The sequence below is a fragment of the Buchnera aphidicola str. Bp (Baizongia pistaciae) genome, assembly GCF_000007725.1.
Taxonomy (GTDB): Bacteria; Pseudomonadota; Gammaproteobacteria; order Enterobacterales; family Enterobacteriaceae; genus Buchnera_B; species Buchnera_B aphidicola_H.
In genome coordinates this window covers 593,565-615,980 of the sequence record NC_004545.1, presented here as the reverse complement: position 1 = coordinate 615,980, position 22,416 = coordinate 593,565, and the positions used below count along the sequence as shown (strand labels likewise).

18 protein-coding genes and 4 tRNA genes are annotated in these 22,416 nt (G+C 25.2%); 16 read left to right on the top strand and 6 right to left on the bottom strand.

Features of this window, described 5'->3' with window-relative positions; translation table 11 throughout:
- Complete coding sequence (locus tag BBP_RS02765) at positions 1–582, top strand: YfgM family protein (protein WP_011091649.1); 582 nt, start codon at positions 1–3, stop codon at positions 580–582.
- A 34-nt stretch (positions 583–616) separates the two neighbouring features.
- Positions 617–2,005 (top strand): ribosome biogenesis GTPase Der, encoded by a 1,389-nt coding sequence (der, locus tag BBP_RS02760; protein ID WP_011091648.1) that lies wholly within the window; start codon positions 617–619, stop codon positions 2,003–2,005.
- Between the two features lie 66 nt (positions 2,006–2,071).
- On the opposite strand, the gene fdx is transcribed toward der, so the two are convergent.
- The 5 genes from fdx to BBP_RS02735 all read right to left on the bottom strand — a co-directional run bounded on the left by fdx (position 2,072) and on the right by BBP_RS02735 (position 6,402).
- Positions 2,072–2,395, bottom strand: coding sequence for an ISC system 2Fe-2S type ferredoxin (gene fdx / locus BBP_RS02755; RefSeq protein WP_011091647.1), 324 nt, complete (start codon positions 2,393–2,395; stop codon positions 2,072–2,074).
- A gap of 117 nt (positions 2,396–2,512) precedes the next feature.
- A complete protein-coding gene (gene hscA, locus BBP_RS02750) occupies positions 2,513–4,048 on the bottom strand; it encodes a Fe-S protein assembly chaperone HscA (protein ID WP_011091646.1) in 1,536 nt (511 codons plus the stop codon).
- Between the two features lie 24 nt (positions 4,049–4,072).
- Positions 4,073–4,582 carry a Fe-S protein assembly co-chaperone HscB gene (gene hscB, locus BBP_RS02745; protein ID WP_011091645.1) on the bottom strand — a complete coding sequence of 170 codons (510 nt, stop codon included), beginning with the start codon at positions 4,580–4,582 and terminating at the stop codon, positions 4,073–4,075.
- Between the two features lie 193 nt (positions 4,583–4,775).
- Entirely contained in the window at positions 4,776–5,156 is a 381-nt protein-coding gene (gene iscU, locus BBP_RS02740) for a Fe-S cluster assembly scaffold IscU (protein ID WP_011091644.1), read from the bottom strand.
- A 31-nt stretch (positions 5,157–5,187) separates the two neighbouring features.
- On the bottom strand, positions 5,188–6,402 hold the full coding sequence (locus BBP_RS02735; protein WP_011091643.1) for an IscS subfamily cysteine desulfurase: 1,215 nt from the start codon (positions 6,400–6,402) through the stop codon (positions 5,188–5,190).
- Between the two features lie 202 nt (positions 6,403–6,604).
- On the opposite strand from BBP_RS02735, the gene BBP_RS02730 reads away from it, so the two are divergent.
- The 9 genes from BBP_RS02730 (at position 6,605) to BBP_RS02690 (ending at position 15,041) form a co-directional block, all read left to right on the top strand.
- A tRNA-Trp gene (locus BBP_RS02730) sits at positions 6,605–6,677 on the top strand.
- 280 nt (positions 6,678–6,957) lie between these two features.
- A complete protein-coding gene (gene ilvD / locus BBP_RS02725) occupies positions 6,958–8,796 on the top strand; it encodes a dihydroxy-acid dehydratase (protein ID WP_011091642.1) in 1,839 nt (612 codons plus the stop codon).
- Positions 8,797–8,870: 74 nt separating this feature from the next.
- Positions 8,871–10,346, top strand: coding sequence for a ketol-acid reductoisomerase (gene ilvC, locus BBP_RS02720; RefSeq protein WP_011091641.1), 1,476 nt, complete (start codon positions 8,871–8,873; stop codon positions 10,344–10,346).
- 100 nt (positions 10,347–10,446) lie between these two features.
- Positions 10,447–12,459, top strand: coding sequence for a UvrD-helicase domain-containing protein (locus BBP_RS02715; protein WP_011091640.1), 2,013 nt, complete (start codon positions 10,447–10,449; stop codon positions 12,457–12,459).
- A gap of 148 nt (positions 12,460–12,607) precedes the next feature.
- Positions 12,608–12,937, top strand: a complete 330-nt coding sequence (trxA, locus tag BBP_RS02710; protein ID WP_011091639.1) for a thioredoxin TrxA — start codon at positions 12,608–12,610, stop codon at positions 12,935–12,937.
- A gap of 264 nt (positions 12,938–13,201) precedes the next feature.
- The gene (rho, locus tag BBP_RS02705; protein WP_011091638.1) at positions 13,202–14,461 is read left to right on the top strand and encodes a transcription termination factor Rho; all 1,260 of its coding nucleotides are present in this window, start codon (positions 13,202–13,204) and stop codon (positions 14,459–14,461) included.
- A gap of 282 nt (positions 14,462–14,743) precedes the next feature.
- A tRNA-Arg gene (locus tag BBP_RS02700) sits at positions 14,744–14,817 on the top strand.
- A gap of 40 nt (positions 14,818–14,857) precedes the next feature.
- Positions 14,858–14,930 (top strand) — tRNA-His (locus BBP_RS02695).
- Positions 14,931–14,967: 37 nt separating this feature from the next.
- Positions 14,968–15,041 (top strand) — tRNA-Pro (locus BBP_RS02690).
- 91 nt (positions 15,042–15,132) lie between these two features.
- Here BBP_RS02690 and cyaY read toward each other — a convergent pair.
- Positions 15,133–15,489, bottom strand: coding sequence for an iron donor protein CyaY (cyaY, locus tag BBP_RS02685; RefSeq protein WP_011091637.1), 357 nt, complete (start codon positions 15,487–15,489; stop codon positions 15,133–15,135).
- 220 nt (positions 15,490–15,709) lie between these two features.
- Here cyaY and dapF point away from each other — a divergent pair, with 220 nt between their 5' ends.
- The 5 genes from dapF (at position 15,710) to BBP_RS02660 (ending at position 21,975) form a co-directional block, all read left to right on the top strand.
- On the top strand, positions 15,710–16,570 hold the full coding sequence (gene dapF / locus BBP_RS02680) for a diaminopimelate epimerase (RefSeq protein WP_011091636.1): 861 nt from the start codon (positions 15,710–15,712) through the stop codon (positions 16,568–16,570).
- A 160-nt stretch (positions 16,571–16,730) separates the two neighbouring features.
- Positions 16,731–17,942, top strand: a complete 1,212-nt coding sequence (locus tag BBP_RS02675; RefSeq protein WP_011091635.1) for an MFS transporter — start codon at positions 16,731–16,733, stop codon at positions 17,940–17,942.
- Positions 17,943–18,177: 235 nt separating this feature from the next.
- Positions 18,178–19,677 (top strand): inorganic phosphate transporter, encoded by a 1,500-nt coding sequence (locus BBP_RS02670; protein ID WP_011091634.1) that lies wholly within the window; start codon positions 18,178–18,180, stop codon positions 19,675–19,677.
- 172 nt (positions 19,678–19,849) lie between these two features.
- On the top strand, positions 19,850–20,278 hold the full coding sequence (locus tag BBP_RS02665; RefSeq protein WP_011091633.1) for a universal stress protein: 429 nt from the start codon (positions 19,850–19,852) through the stop codon (positions 20,276–20,278).
- 500 nt (positions 20,279–20,778) lie between these two features.
- Positions 20,779–21,975: a hypothetical protein gene (locus BBP_RS02660; protein WP_011091632.1), complete on the top strand. Its 1,197-nt coding sequence runs from the start codon at positions 20,779–20,781 to the stop codon at positions 21,973–21,975.
- Positions 21,976–22,416: the final 441 nt, after the last annotated feature.

Sequence of the window (22,416 nt, the reverse complement as noted above, 5' to 3'; positions counted from 1 at the left end):
ATGATTAAAAATAGTTACATAAATGAAAAATTAAATTTTTACCAAAAATCTTTTTTAACCTGCATGTTATTAATAGTAATAGTAATTGTATATTTTTTTAGTAAAAATTATTTAGATAAACCAAAAAATTCTTATGTACATACTAAGATGATGACATTTTTAACAAATAGCAATGAATTGAATATTTCTAAAAATTTAATCTGGACAAAAAAAACTATTTCTGGAAATTTAATGTCATTAAAATTAGCTAAAGTATATGTTATTAATAATCAACTAGAAAAAGCACTCAAAATACTCGAAAAAAGTAAAAATAATTCAGTTGATTTAAATTTTTTTAATTTAATATCTTTTAAGATAGCGCAAATTTACTTTCAAAAAAATAATATAAAAAAAGCTATAACAACAATTAAAGATATTTTAGGTGATTCATGGGATAGCATTAGAAATAATTTTATAGGGGATGTTTATTTTAAATTAGATAATCAAAAACGAGCTGTTACTTTATGGAAAAGAAGTATAATACAAAATAAAAAAATTGAATTTGAAAAAATTATACAAATGAAAATTAATAATTATAATTAATAATGTTTATTGATTTCGATATAAAAGGAGCAATATGGTAATTACTATTGCATTAATAGGAAGAACTAATGTTGGTAAATCAACTTTGTTTAATAAGTTAACTGGTAACCGAAATGATGCATTAGCATCCAATCATGCGTCACTGACGCGAGATCGAAAACATGGTTTTATTATAGTAAATAATACAAAAATAGTTTTAATTGATACACCAGGAATAAATGAAGATTCTAAAAAAAAAATTTCTTTAGATAAAGAAATTTTTGAACAGGTAAAATTTTCTATAAAACAAGCGGATTTAGTATGTTTAGTAGTTAGTGCTCGTAATAAATTAATGCATAAAGACGTTGAAATTATAGAAATGTTGCGAAAGTTTCAAAAAAAAATTTTTTTGTTAGTTAATAAAATTGAAGGTTTAAATTTTGATTTAGTAAAATATGAATTTTATACATTAGGATTAAGGAATATGCATTTTATTTCAGCTACTAATGGAATAGGGATCGATTTTTTAACTAATAACATTTGTTCTTTTTTTACATCTCAAAAAAATAGTTTATATAAAAAAAATAAAGATTTTGATATAATTTATTCTATTACTAATGATAAAAAAAATTGTTGTCAAAATTTAAATAAAACTATTAAAATAGCAATTATTGGCAAACCTAATGTTGGTAAATCAACTTTAATTAATGTTTTACTTAATGAAAAAAGAGTAATTGTTGATTCTAATCCCGGTACTACAAGAGATTCTAATTGGAGTTTAATTATTCGTAATAAGATAAATTATATGTTTTTTGATACTGCAGGAATTAGAAAAAAAAATAAAATTAGTACATATATAGAAAAAATATCTGTACATAAAACATTAAAGATTTTGAATTTAGTACACGTGGTATTGTTAGTTATTGATGCAATGGATGGATTTTCAGATCAGGATTTTTATTTATTAAATCTTATAATTAAGAATGGTTGTTCTGTAATTATTATTTTAAATAAAAATGATAAACTTTCTGAAAAAATGAGAATTAATGTTTTAAATTCTAAAATGTTAAAATTAATAAGTCATGTTAAGTGTCATTTTATATCTGCGAAACATAACATGGGAACAAGTATTATTTTTAAATTAATTAACGAAGCATTTTTTAATTCCATTAAAAAAATTCATACTTCAAAAATAACAGAAATCTTAAAATTAGCGATTACAAAACATCAACCTCCAATATATAAAAGGGATAGAATTAAAATAAAATATGCACATATAGGAAAGCACAACCCACTGACTATAATAATTCATGGAAATAAATTAGAAAAACTTTCTAATGTCTACAAAAAGTATCTTACTAATTTTTTCCAATCTAAACTTAATTTAGTAGGCTCGTCTATTGTTTTATACTTTAAGAGTAGCAAAAATCCTTTTATTAAATAAATTTTTATTAAATAGTTATGTTTTTTAAAATATTTTTTGAATAATGTAATTTTTCATTCATTATATTTATTGATTAATAGTATATTTTGGAATTTCAATTTCTATATCTTTATTATTTATTTTAGCTTGGCAGCTTAATCTACTATTAAATTGCAAATTCCATGCTTTATCTAAAACGTCTTCTTCTTTTTCTTCGCATATTGATAAAGAAGATGCACCTTTCCAGATGTAACAATGACAGGTAGTGCATACACACGATTTTTCGCAAGCATGTTCAATTTCGACATTATTTCTTAAAGCAACATTTAAGATGGATTCTCCTTTCATAGCATTAAAAACACCTCCTTTTGGTAGTAAAATTTTATGTGGTAAAATTATAAGTTTTGGCATAGTTCATCCTAAATTAAAATATTTAAAAAAAATTAATTATATTAATTTTAATTTTTTAAATCAATTGATATTATTTAATTTAAATTAATGATCGTGTTTAATTATGTAATATTTTTATTAATTTCGATATTTTTTGATTGGTATAGAAGCATTAACAGTAATATTTTTTCTAATTTTCGTAGATTTTATTTCTGCTGTAACGGATAATAGTCCATTGACATCTATTTGAAAATTAACTAGCACTATTATTTTACCAGCAGGTTTTTTAGGAATTTCTTTTAAAACAAAACGACATAAAGATTGGCATTTATTTACCAATTTATGTTCGCCTTGTAGAACGTGTATTAACATTGTTGTTTGCTTGTCTTTAAAAGTAGTAAAGGTTTTAGTCTTGGAAATAGGTAATGGCGTATTTTTTAAAATTATTTTTTCAACAATATTTCCTATTACTTCAATTCCTAATGATAATGGTACAACGTCTAATAATATAAAATTATTATATTTACTTCCGTTAGTTAACATGTTTGCTTGAATTGCAGCCCCTGCTACAACTACTTGTTCTGGATTAATTGTACATAACGGCAATTGTTTAAAAAAATCTGAAACTTTTCTTTGTACTATGGGAATATTTGTAGAACCTCCTACTAGAATAATTTCTTCAATATGTGTTAAATTAGTATTAGAATCGTGTAATACATGTTGACAAATATTTAATGTTTTTAAAATTAAGGGTTCAATCATTTTTTCAAATTCAAATCTAGTTATAGTATGCATTTTAGAATTGTTAAATTGAAATTGTACTGAATTATGAGATGTTAGTTTTATTTTTATTGATTTAGCAAGATATAATAATTTTCTTTGAAAAATAAAATCTAATTTAGAATATGAAAAATGTGTTTTTTTTTGAATATAATTGACTAACAATTGATCAAAATCATCTCCTCCTAAATTAGTATTTCCGGAAGTTGCCAATACTTCAAAAATTCCTTGATTTAGTTTTAGTATAGAAATATCAAAAGTTCCTCCTCCTAAATCGTAAATAGCAACAATTTTATTTTTATTTAAATGTAGGCCATATGCAATTGCGGCTGAAGTAGGTTCATTTAAAAGCCGTATTATATTTAAATTTGCTAACTCTGCTGATTTTTTTATTTCTTGTCTTTGAAGATCGTTAAAATGTGCAGGTACTGTAATAACAGCACCTAAAATTTTTTGATTAAAAATAGTATTAACTCGGTTTTTTAAAGTTTTAAAAATTTCGCTGGATACATTTATGGTATTTATTAAGTTGTCTTGGACAATAAATGACAAAATTCCATTTTTATCATATGTTAAATGGTAAGGTAAATTTGGATATAATTTATTAATTTCATCATAAGAGTGTCCAATTAAACGTTTTATAGAAATGATTGTATTTTTTGGATCATTAATAGCTTGTTTTTGTGCTTCCCAACCTACTATTGGTTTCTTAGATGTATAATTAATTATTGATGGTAATAGTGCGCGATTATTTTGATCAAGTATAATATAAATATTATCTTCTAATGCTGAAGCAACTAATGAATATGTAGTTCCAAAATCAATTCCGATAGATAATTTAGTGTTTTTTTGTTCTATGTTATATTTTTTTTTAATTGTTTTTAATGTAATCATGATAAATATATCCAAAGATACTAATTAATTTATTATTTCGTGTTGTATTTTTTTCGTTTTTTTAATAAATTTTGTTAAAAATAGTAATTTGTATAATATGCTATGAGCTATTTTCCATTTTTCTAAATTACAAAAATTTTTCAATTTTTTTATATAATTTTTTTCTATTTGGCTAACTTCTAATAAAATTTTATTAATTTCGTGTTTATTATTCTTATTTTTGTGTATTTCTAATCTTTCGAATAGTTCTATTTGCATTTCTAAAAATTTTGCATTAAAAACTATTTTCTTTTTTTTGTCGACTTTATAATTATTTAAGAATAATAAGTGTTCTGCTCGTGTTAACATGTTTTTTAATGTTTGGTAACCTTGATTCAGTAGCATAGATTTTTCTAAATATTTTTTTGTATAAATATTTTTATCTTGATATGAATCTGGATGAAATTTTTTTTGTAAATTATAATATTGAGATGTAAGATTATTTACGTCTAATTCAAATTTTTGAGGTAAGTTAAATAATTTAAAATAATTCATAACTTTGTGAATATGTTTCCAATTCTAATTGTTTATTATAATAAATACTATTTTAACTGATTTTAGTATAAAAATATTTTAAACATTTTTACAGGTAATATTTTAATTTGTACTAAAGTATACATATTGACTTTAGCACAAATTTAAAAATTACAAAATTGTTCGGTATTAATAATATATTAATGATTTAAGATTATTTGTTTTTATTTTTATAGTCAGTAATAGCAGCTTTAATAGCATCTTCTGCCAAGATAGAACAATGTATTTTTACTGGAGGTAAATCAAGTTCTTCTGCAATATTAGTATTTTTTATATTTTCTGCTTCTATTAATGATTTTCCTTTGATCCATTCGGTTACCAAAGAACTGGAAGCAATGGCTGACCCGCAACCATAGGTTTTAAAACATGCATCTTGGATAATCCCGTTTTTATTAACTTTGATTTGTAATTTCATAACATCCCCACATGCTGGTGCGCCGACTAAACCACTTCCAACGTTTGCATCAATAGTCTTAAATGAACCTACATTTCGGGGGTTTTCATAATGATCTATTACTTTTTTACTATATGCCATATAATTATTCTCGTTTTTAATATATTAAAAATTAATTATGTGTCCAATTTACATTGTTCATGTCAACACCTGATTTAAACATTTCCCAAAGTGGCGATAGGTTTCTTAGACGATTGATAGACTGGTGTATTAATTGAATAGTATAATCGATTTCTTCTTTAGTAGTAAAACGACCTAGAGAAAATCGGATAGAACTGTGTGCTAATTCATCTTTTAATCCTAAAGAACGTAATACATAAGATGCTTCTAAGCTAGATGAAGTACATGCTGATCCCGATGATACTGCCAAATTTTTTAAAGCCATTATTAATGATTCACCTTCAACGTAATTAAAACTTACATTTAGAATGTGTGGTACTGTATTTTCAAAATTACTATTTAAATGTATTTCTTCAATATTTTTTATGCCATTCCATAAACGATTTCGGAGATGTTTTATATAATTAAAATCGCTGTTTATTTTTATTTTAGCGATTTTATATGCTATCCCCATGCCTACTATTTGATGTACAGGTAATGTTCCTGATCTCATGCCTTTTTCATGTCCTCCTCCATGAATTTGTGCGGATAAACGAACGCGAGGTTTACGTCGAATATATAACCCACCTATTCCTTTTGGTCCATATATTTTGTGTGCAGAAAAGGACATTAAATCTATTTTTAGTTGTTTGAGATTAATATTAATTTTACCTATACTTTGAGCAGCATCTACATGAAATAAAATATTGTTTGATTGACAAATTTTAGAAATTTTATGTATGTCTTGTATTACTCCTATTTCGTTATTTACGTGCATTATAGATACTAAAATGGTGTTTTTTTGAATTTTTTCTTGTAGTTCATAAATATTAATTGTACCATTTTGTAATGGATTTAAATATGTAATATCAAAACCCTTGTTTTCAAGATATCTGCAAGTGTCTAATGTTGCTTTATGTTCAGTACTACATGTAATAATGTGATTACCTTTCTTTTTGTAAAATTCAGCTATTCCTTTAATAGCTAAGTTATTAGATTCAGTAGCACCTGAAGTAAAAATTATTTCTCGTGAATCAGCATGAATTAGTTCAGCGATTTGATTTCTTGCAATATCTACTGCTTCTTCTGCTTTCCATCCAAATTTATGTGAACGAGAAGCTGGATTTCCAAATTCTCCTTCTAACGTTAAATAATTCATCATTTCCTTCATAACTTCAAATTCTACAGGAGTAGTCGCGGCATAATCTAAATAAATTGGAAACTTCATTAAATGTTTATCCTTAAATTTTGTGTTATATTATAGAATATTTTCAAGTTTTGATTTTTGATTTCTGATTAAAGTATAAAATGGTTTAAAAAGCTTGTATTCTAGACTTAAGATATATTTCATAGTATACTAAATTGATAGTTTACTTAAAACAATATACAAGTTTGGTATGTAATCAACTATGTTTTTTATATAAATTTTTAGGGATGTAGCTCAATTGGTAGAGTATCGGTCTCCAAAACCGAATGTTGGGGGTTCAATTCCCTCCATCCCTGAAATAAGAAATGTTTTTTTATGTCAATGTTATTTAAAGTGTTAATGTCAGAATAAATATTCTGAATTACAGTAATGTCTATATTTACGAATATTGTTTTATTGAGATTTTTATAGAAAAACATTTCAAAATTATTTAAAGTTTTTTCTTAATTTTATCAATTCCGTAATCATCGCATATTGATTTTCATTTTTAGTAAAAATGTATAAACGTCGTTAATTAACTAAAATTAAATTTATTTTTTATTTAATGACGATTATTTTCTATAGGATATATAAAACATGCCAAAATATCGTTCTTCTACAACTACTCAGGGTCCAAATATGTCTGGAGCAAGAGCATTGTGGCGTGCTACAGGTATGTCAAGTGATGATTTTAATAAACCAATTATTGCTGTAGTAAATTCTTTTACTGAATTCGTTCCTGGACATATTCATTTGCGCGAATTAGGTCAATTAGTTTCTCAGTATATTATATCAAGTGGAGGAGTATCTAAAGAATTTAATACGATTGCTATAGATGATGGAATTGCTATGGGACATTCTGGAATGTTATATTCTCTTCCTTCGCGTGATCTTATTGCGGATTCAGTAGAATTCATGATTAATGCACACTGTGTTGATGCTATGGTGTGTATTTCTAATTGTGACAAAATTACGCCGGGAATGTTAATGGCTGCATTACGTTTAAATATTCCATGCGTTTTTGTATCTGGAGGTCCTATGGAGTCTGGAAAAATCGTTATTTCAGATAAAGAAATAAAATTAAATTTAGTAGATGCGATTACGTGTGGTGTTAATCCAGATTCTTCTGACGACATGATTAATGAAATTGAAAAATCTGCATGTCCAACGTGTGGTTCATGTTCTGGAATGTTTACAGCTAACTCTATGAATTGTTTAATGGAAGCAATTGGTTTATCATTACCTGGAAATGGAACTATATTAGCTACACATATTGACAGAAAAAAATTATTTGTACAAGCAGGAAAATTAATTGTAAAAATCACTCAAGAGTATTATAAAAATAATAATGAAAAATTTTTACCTCGAAATGTAGCTACAAAAGAAGCTTTTTGTAATGCTATGGCATTAGATATTGCTATGGGAGGATCGACTAACACTGTTTTGCATTTATTGGCAGCTGCGAGAGAAGGTTGTGTTGATTTTACAATGTTAGATGTGGATTTGTTGTCTAGAAAAATTCCAAATTTGTGCAAATTGTCTCCGAATACTACTTTTTATCATATTGAAGATTTTCATCGTGCTGGTGGTGTATTTGGTGTTTTAGATGAATTAAATAAAGTTAATTTGTTATATAAACAAACATTTAATATTCTCGGATTAAATTTAGAAGAAATGTTGTCTAAATATAGTATTTTGACTGGCAATGACAAAAATATTATAAAAATGTTTTATGCAGCACCTTCTGGACAAAAAACAATTAAGCCTTTTTCGCAGTCTTGTAGATGGAATTCTTTAGATATAGATCGTAAATTAGGATGTATTCGTGATTATAATTCTGCTTTTAGTTTAGATGGCGGTATAGCTGTATTGTATGGAAACCTTGCTAAAGATGGTTGTATTGTAAAAACTGCCGGAGTACATGAAAAAAATTTGATATTCCGAGGTAAAGCAGTAGTGTATGAAAGTCAAGATGAAGCAGTGCATGCAATTTTAAATAATAAAATTGTTAAAGGTAATGTAATAATTATTCGGTATGAAGGTCCAAAGGGTGGTCCCGGAATGCAAGAGATGCTATATCCTACTTCATATCTTAAATCAATGAAGTTGGATCAAGATTGCGCGTTAATTACTGATGGTAGGTTTTCTGGAGGTACTTCGGGTTTATCAATAGGTCATATTTCTCCTGAGGCTGCGAACCAAGGTATTATTGCATTAGTTCGGACAGGTGATTTTATTGATATTAATATTCCTAATCGGAAAATACATTTAGATATTACTGACAATGAATTATTATTAAGGATTAAAAATGAAAAAGACAGAGGAATAGATGCTTATACACCAAGTCATAGAAAACGTATAGTTACTTCTGCGTTAAAATTGTATTCAAAATTTGTTACTAGTGCTGATAAAGGTGCTGTTAGAAATATCAGATAGAGTTGTTATTAACATAAGAACACGATAGTATTTAGTTTTTAATATTATCAACTAATAATTAGGAATAATTTATTATGGGAAGTAATTATTTCAATTCGCTTAATTTTCGTCAAAAATTAATTCAATTAAGACAATGCACATTAATTCGTAAAGAAGAGTTTTCTGAAACATTTAAAATTTTAAAGGGAAAAAATATTGTAATTGTAGGGTGTGGTTCTCAAGGTTTAAATCAAGGTTTAAATATGAGAGATTCAGGTTTAAACGTCAAATATGCTTTGCGTAAAAATTCTATTATTTCTCAGCGTTCTTCTTGGAAACGTGCTATTGATAATAAATTTTTAGTAGGTACTTGTGAAGAACTTATACCAACAGCAGATTTAGTTATTAATTTAACTCCTGATAAACAACATGAACATGTGGTAGATGTTTTGCAAAATTTAATGAAAAAAAATTCTATTCTTGGATTTTCGCATGGGTTTAATATTATAGAATTTGGTCAAAAAATACGACAAGACATTACAGTGATTATGGTTGCTCCTAAGTGTCCAGGAACAGAAGTTAGAGAAGAGTATAAACGTAATTTTGGGGTTCCTACGTTAATTTCTGTTCATTTAGATAATGATTGTCATAATATTGGCTTAGAAGTAGCAAAAGAATGGGCGACTGCTATTGGTGGGCATCGTGCAGGAGTATTGCATTCTTCTTTTTCTGCAGAAGTTAAATCAGATTTAATGGGTGAACAAACAATATTATGCGGTTTACTTCAAACTGGGTCAGTATTATGTTATGACAAGTTAATTTCTCAAGGACATGATTGTCATTATGCAGTAAAATTAGTTCAATCAGGATGGGAAGTTATTACAGAATCTTTAAAACATGGTGGTATTACACTTATGTTTGATAGATTATCTAATACAGCTAAGATTAGGGCATATAAATTATCAAATGATTTAAAAAAAATTTTATCACCGATTTTTAAGAAGCACATGGATGACATACTTTCAGGTTATTACTCTAAAAATATGATGTTAGATTGGAAAAATGATGACAAACAGTTAAAAATTTGGAGGAGAAGTATTCAAAATACAAGTTTTGAACAATGTAGTATTAGTCATATTACGTTATTGGAACATGAGTATTTCGAAAATGGATTGTTAATGGTAGCTATTATTAGAGCAGGTGTAGAACTTGCATTTGAAATTATGATTGAAGCAGGAATAAAAGAAGAATCAGCTTATTATGAATCTTTACATGAATTACCTCTAATCGCTAATACTATTGCTCGAAAAAGACTTTACGAAATGAATTTAATAATTTCTGATACAGCAGAATATGGAAGTCATTTGTTTTTTCAATCAGCGTTTCCATTATTGCAGGATTTTATGAATACACTAGAACATGGTGATTTAGGTAATAAAATGTTGGATCAAGCTATTAATAATGTAGATTTGAATTATATTAATACTACGATTAGAAATCATCCTGTTGAACATATTGGACAAAAATTGAGACGTTATATGACTAATATAAAACAGATTAATTGTTATTAAAAATTTTATAAAATTTTTAAAAATGTATCAAAATAATATTTTCATTGAATTATAATTAGTAATATGTAGGAATTTTAAAAATTAAGGTTTAAATATTGAAATGTTATTTAATGAACATCAAAAAAAGGCTATAAGTTATATTTCTGGACCCTGTTTAATATTAGCAGGAGCTGGTTCAGGAAAAACTAGGGTAATTATTAATAAAATTGTTCATTTAATTAAAATTTGTCATTTTGATCCCAAATGTATTACAGCTATTACCTTTACGAATAAAGCTGCTTGTGAAATGAAAAGTAGAATTTTAAATGTATTATCTGTTAATGTATCTAATTTAGTTAAAATTTCTACTTTTCATGCATTAGGTTTAGAAATTATTAAATCTGAAATAGAATTATTAAATATAAAATCTAATTTTACTATTTTTGATGAACAGGATCAAATTTCAATATTGCAGGAAATTGTTTCAAAAGAAGATAGGAGTTTTGTACGTCAAATTCGTCAATCAATTTCTAATTGGAAAAATAAGTTATTATGTCCAAATCAAGTTAATAAAATTTCTAATTCTAGCATAGAATTTAAATTTTTTCGCTATTACGAATTATATAATGCATATTTGAAGTCTTCTAATATATTAGATTTTGATGATTTAATATTTTTACCAACAATATTGTTGAGAGATAATAAGTTATCTAGGGAACGTTGGAATGATAAAATTAAATATTTGTTAGTAGATGAATATCAGGACACAAATTTTATTCAATATAAATTAATTAAATTATTAAGCAGTAAGAGGTCTAATTTTACTTTAGTTGGTGATGACGATCAATCTATTTATTCTTGGAGAGGTGCAAATATTCATAATTTTGAATCTTTAAAGCATGATTATCCTAATTTACGTACTATTATCATGCAGCATAATTATCGTTCTTCTGGAAGAATTTTAAAAGTAGCTAATGCGTTAATATCAAATAATTTGCATTTTTTTAATAAGAAATTATTTTCAAATTTAGATTATGGTTCGATAGTAGAAATAATATCAGCAAAGAACGAAGAAGATGAAGCTAGAGTAATATTGCAAACATTGATGTTGCACAAATCTAATTATAATGCTCAATATAAAGATTATGCTATTTTGTATAGGAGTAATTATCAAGTTAAAATATTTGAAAAATTTTTAATTAAATTTAAAATTCCATATAAAATTTTAGCTAATATATCTTTTTTCTCTAGACCAGAAATTAAAGATTTAATAGCATATTTGCGTTTGATAATTAATCCTGATGACAATGCAGCGTTTTTAAGAGTAGTAAATAGACCGTTAAGGGGAATCGGTGCTGTTACTTTGCAGAAGTTAAAAGAGTGGAGTAAAAAAAGAAATCAAAGTTTTTTTATGGCTAGTTTAGACATTGGTTTAGAATCTATTTTACCTGTTCATAATTTAAAAAGTTTACAAGAATTTGTTTATTTAATTCAAACTATTTCGTATCAAATTCAATTAAATCCTATTGAGGTTTTAGAAAAATTAGTAGCGACAATAAAATATGAAAAATGGTTAATGAGAAGTTTAAAATTTTCTAAATTATATGTTGCTAGTATTAAAAATATTTCGATAGTTTTAAATTGGATAATTAATGAATTAAAATATAAAATTATGAATTCGAAGAAGTTTGTAATGAAGTATTTAATTGATATTATTTCAGAGTTTATTTTACAGAATTCACTCAATGAAGATATTGTAATTAATAACGATTATGTTCAATTAATGACTTTACATGCGTCAAAAGGATTAGAGTTTTTATATGTTTTTATTGTAGGTGTAGAGGAAGGAGTATTGCCATATTATCGAAATACTACTATGGAAAATAACATTGATGAGGAACGAAGATTAGCGTATGTAGGCATTACTAGAGCTCAAAAAAAGTTATTTTTAAGTTATGCTATACAGCGTTGTCAGTATGGAGTTGTAATAAATACTAAACCGAGTAGATTTTTGCGAGAATTACCTCAATCTGATATATTATGGCAGAAAAGTAAAATATTAAATTTAAATGAAAAAAATAATTTTTTATTTAAAGCATACAAAAAATCGTTAAAAAAGAAATTATTACGATAAATATTTAAAATTTAATAAAGTTATATATTTATTGTTTTTAATAAATTATGTTTAATGTTTTAAATAATATAGTTGTTTTGTGATCTATGTTAGTAAAAACATTTTATATTTTTAAAAATGACAAAATTATTTAATTTTAGAGGAAAAAATGACTAATTGTATAGTAGAGTTAACTGATGGCATTTTTAAACAGTATATTTTAGAATCAAAAAAAGCAGTATTGGTAGATTTTTGGGCAGAGTGGTGTAATCCATGTAAAATTTTAGCTCCTATTTTAGAAGATATTGCTAAAGAATATGAACATAAATTAATCGTAACAAAAATTAATATTGATAAAAATCCAAATACTGCACCTAAATATTCTATTAGAGGTATTCCTGCTTTATTATTATTTAAAAATAGTGAGTTAGTAGGTACTAAAGTTGGTGCATTATCTAAAGTTCAGTTAAAAGATTTTTTAAATCTTTATTTAAAATAAAGTTTTGTTATATAAAAATTTATGAAAATTATAAAATGTTATTTAAATTATAGATTTAATACTACCACTGTGGTAGTATTAAATGTTTTCCAAATTTTATTTTTAAAATTTATATTTTTATTGTTTAATTTTAAATTATTATTATAGTATGTATATAAATTTTTTTTATGTAATGTAAAAATGTATGTTTTTATTGATTGAATTAATGTTTTATATATAAAATCATTTCGAGAGTTATTCTAAGTTTATTAAGAACCCATCATTATGAATCTTACTGCTTTAAAAAATATACCAGTTTCTGAGTTAATTTTTCTTGGTGATAATGCAGGATTGGAAAATTTAGCTCGTATGAGAAAACAAGATATTATTTTTTCTATATTAAAACAACATGCTAAAAGTGGAGAAGATATATTTGGGGACGGTGTTTTGGAAATACTACAAGATGGATTTGGCTTTTTGCGTTCTTCTGATAGTTCATATCTAGCTGGTCCAGATGATATATATGTGTCTCCAAGTCAGATTAGAAGATTTAATTTACGAACAGGTGATACTATTTCTGGAAAAATTCGTCCTCCAAAAGAAGGAGAAAGATATTTTGCGTTATTAAAAGTAAATAAAGTTAATTATGATAAACCTGAAAATGCTAGAAGTAAAATTTTGTTTGAAAATCTGACGCCTTTACATGCTAATTCTCGTTTAAGGATGGAACGAGGGAATGGATCTACTGAAGATTTAACAGCTCGAGTATTAGATTTAGCTTCTCCTATTGGAAGAGGACAACGTGGTTTAATTGTAGCCCCACCTAAAGCCGGTAAAACTATGTTGTTACAAAATATAGCTCAAAGTATTGCTTATAATCATCCTGATTGCGTATTAATGGTATTGTTGATTGATGAAAGACCAGAAGAAGTAACTGAAATGCGCAGATTGGTTAAAGGAGAAGTGGTAGCATCTACATTTGATGAACCTTCTTCTCGTCATGTACAAGTATCAGAAATGGTTATTGAAAAAGCTAAGAGATTAGTTGAGCATAAAAAGGATGTAATTATATTGTTAGATTCGATTACTAGATTAGCAAGGGCGTACAATACTGTTGTGCCAGCGTCTGGAAAAGTTCTAACAGGAGGCGTAGATGCCAATGCTTTGCATAGACCTAAACGTTTTTTTGGTGCAGCTCGTAATGTAGAAGAAGGAGGTAGTTTAACAATTATAGCTACTGCTTTAATTGATACAGGTTCAAAAATGGACGAAGTAATATATGAAGAATTTAAAGGTACTGGAAATATGGAATTACCTTTGTCTAGAAAAATAGCAGAAAAGCGAGTATTTCCAGCAATTGATTATAATCGTTCTGGAACGCGAAAAGAAGAGTTATTAACTAAATCTGATGAATTGCAAAAGATGTGGATTTTACGTAAAATTATTCATCCAATGAGCGAAATTGATGCAATGGAATTTCTAATAAACAAATTAGCAATGACAAAAACAAACAATGAATTTTTTGATATGATGAAACGTTCTTAAAAATTATAGAATAATTTTTATTGTAATATATTTTTACATAAAAAATATACAAAATGTTTTTATTCTTAATATATTTAAATAATTTTTATGATAATACAATGTTTATTTTAAGGTGATTAGTAAATTTTTTCGTAAAAATATGTGTTTAAGCATGAAAAATAAAATTATTACTTTAATGTAAAAATTATTTTTTTAAAATATTTTAATTTTAATATTAAAGTAAAAATAACTAGACATTGTAGATAAATAAATTTAATATCTATAATATTATAAAGACGAAATGCGCTTGTAGCTCAGTTGGATAGAGCGCTACCCTCCGAAGGTAGAGGCCTCAGGTTCGAATCCTGTCAAGCGCAAAATATTTATATAGAAAAGTTTAACAAGTTTATTTTAATGGTGGCTATAGCTCAGTTGGTAGAGTCCTGGATTGTGATTCCAGTTGTCATGGGTTCAAGTCCCATTAGCCACCCAATAAGGTAACTAAGTTTTTTGCATGATTTTTATATCGGCGAGTAGCGCAGTTTGGTAGCGCAACTGGTTTGGGACCAGTAGGTCAGAGGTTCAAATCCTCTCTCGCCGAAATAAATAACGTGTTTTTTAAGTTTTGATATTATATTTTTAGTTTTTTCTTTATAATAATGAAGTGATTTTATAAAATAGAATGTTGTTTTTTAATAAATATTTTTTAAAAATTGTATACATTTATTAGTTTGATATACACAAGATTCTTGCAATACATTCCAAAAATCTTTTTTAGTACGATTACAAATCCATTGTTTATTTATGTATTCAAAATGATATCCATTTTTTTTTGTTGCTAACCAAATTTGTTTGAGTGATTCTTGTTTGTTTATAATAACTTGATTTGTATTATTAAGATTAATTATTAGCATGTTGTGATGTAATTCACAATCAATGTCACATTTTTCTTGATTTTTATCAATGTTTTCTTCAATAAGTAAAAATAATTTATTTACTAGTGTATGATATTCATTAATTTTTAATGGATTGCTATTGTTTTTTTTCATTATTAGTCCTGCATGTTTTTTTTAAATATTGAATATTTAAGATTATATTAATAAAGTTTAGTATTATATGTGTTTCTTTCTACATTCATTTAGTAATATAAATTCAGTCTTATTTTATTGATAATAAAATTTCGGTAGTATTTTATTATTGAAATTTTATGTAATAATAGTACACTAGGTTTATAAATGTATTAGTAAACAAATTATTTATTTAGTGAATATGCATATAAAAGTAGTACATAAAAGTGTTAAAATAAAATTTTCTAAAATGCATGGTTTAGGAAATGATTTTATAATTATAAATGCTATGATGCAAAAAACTTTTCCTGTTACGTCCAATATAATTCAAAATTTATCTAATAGATACACTGGAATAGGTTTTGATCAACTTTTATTAGTAGAAAATTCTAAAAATGTAAATATAGATTTTCACTATCGCATTTTTAATGCTAATGGTACTGAAGTTTCTCAATGTGGTAATGGAGCGAGATGTTTTGCATTATTTGTATTATTAAAAAAACTAACTAAGAAAAGAACATTATATGTTAGTACAAATACTACAACATTAATTTTGAATGTATTAAATAATGGGAACGTGTGTGTAGATATGGGTGTCCCGTGTTTTAAATTGAAAAATATTTTTGGTGAAAATATTATAGAGAATTCATTACATTCAATAAAGTTTGTTAATAAGATAATAAATTATGATCTTGTATCAATAGGAAACCCACATTGTATTATTTATGTAAATAATTTAAAAAAGTATCCTGTTAAAAAAATAGGATTTTATTTATCTACTCATAAAATATTTCCTGAAGGGATAAATGTAAATTTTGTAGAGGTATTATCGAAAAATGAAATTGCTTTGCGTGTGTATGAACGGGGTGTTGGAGAAACCCTTGCTTGTGGTAGTGGAGCATGTGCTTCTGTAGCTTTGGGAATTCAACAAGGGTTATTATTTAATGAAGTTCAAGTAAATTTATTAAATGGAATTTTGAAAATTAATTGGAAAGGTGGGAGTGAAAAATTATATATGACTGGTCCAGCTGTGCATGTATATGATGGATATTTCTATTTGTAATAATATCTCTAAAAATCTAAATAAAAATTTTTTTATGTGTAATTTTAATTTATTAATTAGATTGTTTCAATGTATATGACATTCTCAAGGAATATATTGCTAACTAATAGAAAATTTCTTGACAAACAAATATAAAATATTTTATATAAAAGATTATATCATGCAATTAAAAATTTATTCAAGTAATAAGAATTATATACAAAGAGGAACTAAAGCATTTACAGAAGTTACTATAGCTTTTTTTTTAGCTGGTTTTTCGACATTTTCTACGTTATATTGTGTACAACCTATTTTATTTTTATTTTCAAAAGAGTTTTCTTTAAATCCAGCTCAAAGTAGTTTATCTTTGTCAGCATCTACAGCTATGATGGCATTTGGAATGTTGTTTACAGGTCCATTGTCGGATTCAATAGGGCGAAAAGTAGTTATGTCTAGTTCTTTATTTTTAGCTTCTTTTTGTACCTTTTGTTGTTCTAATATGAATAGTTGGGAAAGTATTATTTTTATGCGTGCGTTGACGGGATTAGCACTCAGTGGAGTTGCTGCAGTAGCTATGACTTATCTCAGTGAAGAAATGCATCCAAGTGTTTTATCTTTTTCAATAGGATTGTACATTAGTGGAAATACTATTGGCGGTTTTTTGGGAAGATTTTTAAGTAGTTTGTTTTCGGAGTATTTTTCATGGAACATAGCTTTAGAATTTATTAGTTTTTTGGCTTTTACATCTGCGGTCTTGTTCGTGTATTTATTACCTAAATCAAAAAATTTTTGTTCTTCACCCTTAGATCTTCGAAAAATTCTTCTTTATTTTATATTTCAATGGAGGGATCCTGTTTTATCAAAATTGTTTTTTATGGGTTGTATATTAATGGGGAGTTTTATTACGCTATTTAATTATGTTGGGTATAGATTGATATCACAGCCTTTTTTCTTGGGTCAAACAACTATAGGTTTGTTATCGATTATTTATTTAATAGGTGTATATAGTTCTCCTCAAGCAGGTGTACTTATTGAAAGATATAGAAAAGGAGTTATATTAACATTAGCTTTAACAATGATGATTTTTGGAGTTTTAATTACGCAATGTAATATTGTATTATTAATAATTGTAGGATTGACATTATTTGCCGCTGGATTTTTTGCTGCTCATTCTGTTACCAGTACTTGGATTAGTCAATGTTCAAAAATAAATAAAGGATCAACTTCATCAATTTATTTATTTTCATATTATTTAGGATCTAGTATTTTTGGAACGTTTAGTGGTATATTTTGGATTACAGAAAAATGGTTAGGTATTTCAATTTTTATTATTACATTTTTATGTATTGGAATTTTACTATCAATAAGATTATTGCAATATAAAAATATATAAAAAAATGAAGATATGTTACACGTTTTATTAAACTTAATACATTTTAATAAACTTTATTTTGTAAATTATATTTTTTTTATTATTACAATTAATAGTGTAATATAATTATTTCGTATAAAATATAAAATTTAAGTTAGTATTTTAGTATTGTGGTAATAAAATATATTATGTTTTTTTATTTAGTTTGTTATAGATAATGTATTAAGTCTATATCTTTAAAAGTGGTTTAAAGATTATGTCATATTATTTTTCTTTTTTTTGTTATAATAGTAGTGTCGTATTTTCATGTTTTTCATTATTATTTATATTTATCTATGAAGTAATTAATGGTTTTCATGACTCAGCTAATGCAATAGCCTTAATAATTTATACGCGTTCTATGAACGAAAAAATGGCAATATTAATATCAGGAATATTGAATTTTTTGGGAGTATTTTTTGGAGGATTGAGTATTGCATATGCTATAATTTATTTATTACCAAGTAATTTATTGTTAAACATTAATACTTCGTGTGGTTTAAAAGCAATTTTTTCTATATTATTATCGGCTATATTGTGGAATTTATGTACTTGGTATTTAAGTTTACCTACATCTAGTTCGCATACATTAATTGGATCAATTATTGGAATTAATTTTGTTAATGCGTTTATTAATAATTTTTCTATTTTAAGTTTAATTAGTTTTAATAAAATTATATATGTTTTTTTATCTTTAATATTATCTCCAATATGTGGGTTGATAATAGCGGGCAGTTTGGTTTTTTTGTTAAAAAAATATTATAATTCTAAATATAAAGAATATTGCATTAATATCAGTCCGGTGTATTATCGTATTCAAAAGAAAAAACAATCATTATTATGGATTAAAATAACATTAATATTATCTTCATTCGGAATAAGTTATTTTCATGGTGCGAATGATGGCCAAAAAGGAATTGGTTTAATTATGTTAGTGTTAATTTGTATATTTCCATCGAAATATTTAATAAATTTAAATACGTCTACTTATGATATAATAAATACTAGGATTTCTATTGATAGTTTTGAAAAATATTACTTACGTAATCAAACATTAATAAAACAAAATGTTAGTAACATTATGTTTAAGGAAATTATTCAACCGTTATTGTTTTTAAAAAATATAGATAATACTAAAAATGATAATGTATTGGTTATTATTAATTTTATGCGGAATTTATTACATAATATATCAAGTTATAAAGAATTGAACGTTATTCAGTGTCATCAATTACGTCAATCTTTGTTATGTATAGGAAATTTTATGGAAGTATTAAGTCATTTTTCAATTGTTCAGGTTAAAGATAAACACTTTTTTTATTGTTTGAAAAAGAATTTGTTAAGTACAATTGAATATGCTCCTAATTGGGTTGTTACTTTTATTGCATTATCATTATCTATTGGAACGATAATAGGATGGCGCCGTATTACTAATACGTTTCAGAATAAGTTAGGTACACAAGATATAACATATGCTCAGGCTATATCGGCACAATTAACAACTGCGTGTTCGGTTAGTTTAGCTAGTTGTTCTGGAATACCCGTTTCAACTACTCATATTATGTCTTCATCATTGGTTGGAACTATGTTAGTTAATCGTAGTGGTTTGCGAATTAATACAATTAAAAAAACTATTATTATTTGGATATTAACAATACCTATTTCTATGTTATTAGCTAGTTTTTTGTATTGGATTAGTTTAAAATGTTTTAATTAATATTTTTAATTATTAATTTTTATATAGATTATTATTTTATATTTTTAGATAAATACTAAACTAATCAAATATTTAGTATTTATCTAAAAATAAATTTAAAATAACCGTTAAATCATTTGTATGTTTGTTAAAAAATTTTTAAAATATAAACTGTTAGTATTAAGGAAATATCATGATGAATTATAGACATATTTTAGTTATGATAGATTTGTCTCCAGACAGTTATTCATTAATTCATAAGGCAAGTTTTATATCTAATCTTCATAATGATGCTAAGATATCTTTAATTTATGTAAATACTGATTATTCTGATGCTTATACGGGGTTAATTGATGTTGACATTAGAAATATACAATCATATCGGCTTCAAGATATTAATAATATGTTAAAAAATTTAAAAAATTATATTTATTTTCCCGTTCATAAAGTTTTTATTGGAAACGGAGATATGACATCATGTTTGTTAGATGTAACACAAAAGTATAATATAGATTTAATTATTTTTGGACATTATCAAGACTTTTGGAGTAAAATAGTTTTTTCGCTACGTCAAATAATTAATTCGTTACATATTGATATGTTAATTGTTCCTTTTTATTAAGTAGTTAATGTAAAATTGTTAGTGTTAATAATTTTAAAATAAAAATAACAATTATTTTTATTTTAAAATTATACTTGATATATCACATTTTTAAATAATTAATATTTTAAAATTTATATATGTTATAAAATTTGTTTAAATTTAAATTTAAAGTAGTTTTATGATAGCATTAGTAATCAATTTTTTAAAAAAATAGAAATATAATGTTAACTATTTAAATAAATAGTTTAATACAAATTAAAATAATAATTTTTTTAAAATAGATAGTGTAGTAATATCTTTACAAACATTATTTTGGTTTAAATTAGTATTGTATTGTGTATTCCTAATATGTTAAGTTTTATTTACTTAAATCTAAAATATTAGGTTAGATTTATAAATATTTAATTTATTTTTTTGACTTAAATTTTAAATGTATATGTCATATAATATAGTAACATAAGATTTAACTAAAAAGTGAAAACAAAGTGAAAAATTAATAAAAAAGAGGACGTAATATTATGTCATCAATGTCAGTTGTAGATAATGTACAACTTGTAGATGTGAATAAAAAAACACACCCTCAAGCCATTTTAATTCAGAATGATAAATTTAATAACGAGAATTTGAATGATTCAGTATTGTCTGATATTGATTCAAATGAAATAGTAAAATTGCAATATAAAACGCGAAGTAATGATGGTAATGCTGTATATGCTGAATTACCTCCAAATCAACTTATAGATTTTGAAGTTGGTCCAGTAATGCAAAACAGTAGTAATTTTTCGTTTAGTGAAGAAGCTGTGAATCAACCTAGTATATTTCAGCGGGTTTCTGAATTTTTTGCTCCCATTTATGCTTTTTTAAAGGATTTATTACCTAGTTTTGATTCTATTACAAATGCTGCAAAATCAGTAGAAGATTTTGGAGTTTCAGCATATCAAACTGGAAAAGATATTGTTTGTGATTCTGTTGATGCTATTGGAGATATGGGAAAAAGTGCGTTTGATTATACTGTAGATTTTGGAAAAAGTATATTTTCTGCAGTAGTTAATTTTTTCAGTGGTGATAGTTCTACTCTAGATTTAGGGGAGGAAAATACGGAAAAAAAGTTTGAAGGTAGTATTCCTAGTAATTTACATAGAGTGTCTAGAGAAATTCATCAATCATTAATGAGTAATGAAATATCGAAACCATATTGGAAAAGTTTAAATAAAATTATCGGTGATAATCAACAAGTGTCTACTGGTAAAAAATTTTTCAATCGTTTTATGTCGTTACGAAATACTTCTAGATTAGATGATAGTTTTATTTTTGAAGGTGAACATTCTATTTTGCAAATTAATGGTCAGCAGGTATCTAAATATTCTCCAAAAACTATGTTAGATGATTTTAAAACTGCTATTCCAGATTTAGCATCTAGACAATTAATTTCTTCGTTTTCACATCAAGGAATTTTTTCTCAACCATATATAGAATTGTTTTCTGAACATCCAGATTTAGTGAAATTTAAACCAAAGGATTCTCAATTTTCTTACGTAGTGCATGAGGTTGAAGATGGTGTATTTCAATTTACTGCAACTAGTCAAGCGGATTTAGAATCATCTTATGAAACATCAGATCATAAAAAATATAATGCTTTTGGAGTACAAGTATCTATGACATTGTCAAAAGATAAATCTCCAGAAGATGTAGAATATTCGTACTACCTTAGATAAGGATGTAGGTTAAAAGTTTACATATTATAAAATTACATTAGCTTTATTTATGTATTTTTATAAAACTGATATTTATATTATTGAGTTTTTGTTTCATTTAATAACATTTTGTTTACGTGGAGTATATAGATTAATTTTATATACTCCATTTTTATAAGAATAATGTAATATTTTTGGAATTTTATAATATTTTGAGATTTTATAAATCTATTCTTAAATAAAATTATATATGTAGTACTGGTAATGTAATTATAATAAGAAATTTATTTATATTTGTGCTAGTTGTTAAAGTTGTTAAGTGTTTTAATATTAATATAATTAAACAATATTATAATTTTGAATAGTTTTTATATTTTTAGGATAATGATCAAATAATAAGAATATTTTAGTATATAAATAATATTGTTTTTTTTTTTGAGGTGATATTTTTGTTATTAAGAA

Excerpts from the sequence above, each read along its gene's own strand:
- dapF (WP_011091636.1), top strand. The coding sequence starts at position 15,710 with ATGCATATAAAAGTAGTACATAAAAGTGTTAAAATAAAATTTTCTAAA.
- hscA (WP_011091646.1), bottom strand. The coding sequence starts at position 4,048 with ATGATTACATTAAAAACAATTAAAAAAAAATATAACATAGAACAAAAA.
- BBP_RS02675 (WP_011091635.1), top strand. The coding sequence starts at position 16,731 with ATGCAATTAAAAATTTATTCAAGTAATAAGAATTATATACAAAGAGGA.
- fdx (WP_011091647.1), bottom strand. The coding sequence starts at position 2,395 with ATGCCAAAACTTATAATTTTACCACATAAAATTTTACTACCAAAAGGA.
- ilvD (WP_011091642.1), top strand. The coding sequence starts at position 6,958 with ATGCCAAAATATCGTTCTTCTACAACTACTCAGGGTCCAAATATGTCT.
- trxA (WP_011091639.1), top strand. The coding sequence starts at position 12,608 with ATGACTAATTGTATAGTAGAGTTAACTGATGGCATTTTTAAACAGTAT.
- BBP_RS02665 (WP_011091633.1), top strand. The coding sequence starts at position 19,850 with ATGATGAATTATAGACATATTTTAGTTATGATAGATTTGTCTCCAGAC.
- iscU (WP_011091644.1), bottom strand. The coding sequence starts at position 5,156 with ATGGCATATAGTAAAAAAGTAATAGATCATTATGAAAACCCCCGAAAT.
- rho (WP_011091638.1), top strand. The coding sequence starts at position 13,202 with ATGAATCTTACTGCTTTAAAAAATATACCAGTTTCTGAGTTAATTTTT.
- der (WP_011091648.1), top strand. The coding sequence starts at position 617 with ATGGTAATTACTATTGCATTAATAGGAAGAACTAATGTTGGTAAATCA.
- ilvC (WP_011091641.1), top strand. The coding sequence starts at position 8,871 with ATGGGAAGTAATTATTTCAATTCGCTTAATTTTCGTCAAAAATTAATT.
- hscB (WP_011091645.1), bottom strand. The coding sequence starts at position 4,582 with ATGAATTATTTTAAATTATTTAACTTACCTCAAAAATTTGAATTAGAC.
- BBP_RS02670 (WP_011091634.1), top strand. The coding sequence starts at position 18,178 with ATGTCATATTATTTTTCTTTTTTTTGTTATAATAGTAGTGTCGTATTT.
- BBP_RS02765 (WP_011091649.1), top strand. The coding sequence starts at position 1 with ATGATTAAAAATAGTTACATAAATGAAAAATTAAATTTTTACCAAAAA.
- BBP_RS02735 (WP_011091643.1), bottom strand. The coding sequence starts at position 6,402 with ATGAAGTTTCCAATTTATTTAGATTATGCCGCGACTACTCCTGTAGAA.
- BBP_RS02660 (WP_011091632.1), top strand. The coding sequence starts at position 20,779 with ATGTCATCAATGTCAGTTGTAGATAATGTACAACTTGTAGATGTGAAT.
- BBP_RS02715 (WP_011091640.1), top strand. The coding sequence starts at position 10,447 with ATGTTATTTAATGAACATCAAAAAAAGGCTATAAGTTATATTTCTGGA.
- cyaY (WP_011091637.1), bottom strand. The coding sequence starts at position 15,489 with ATGAAAAAAAACAATAGCAATCCATTAAAAATTAATGAATATCATACA.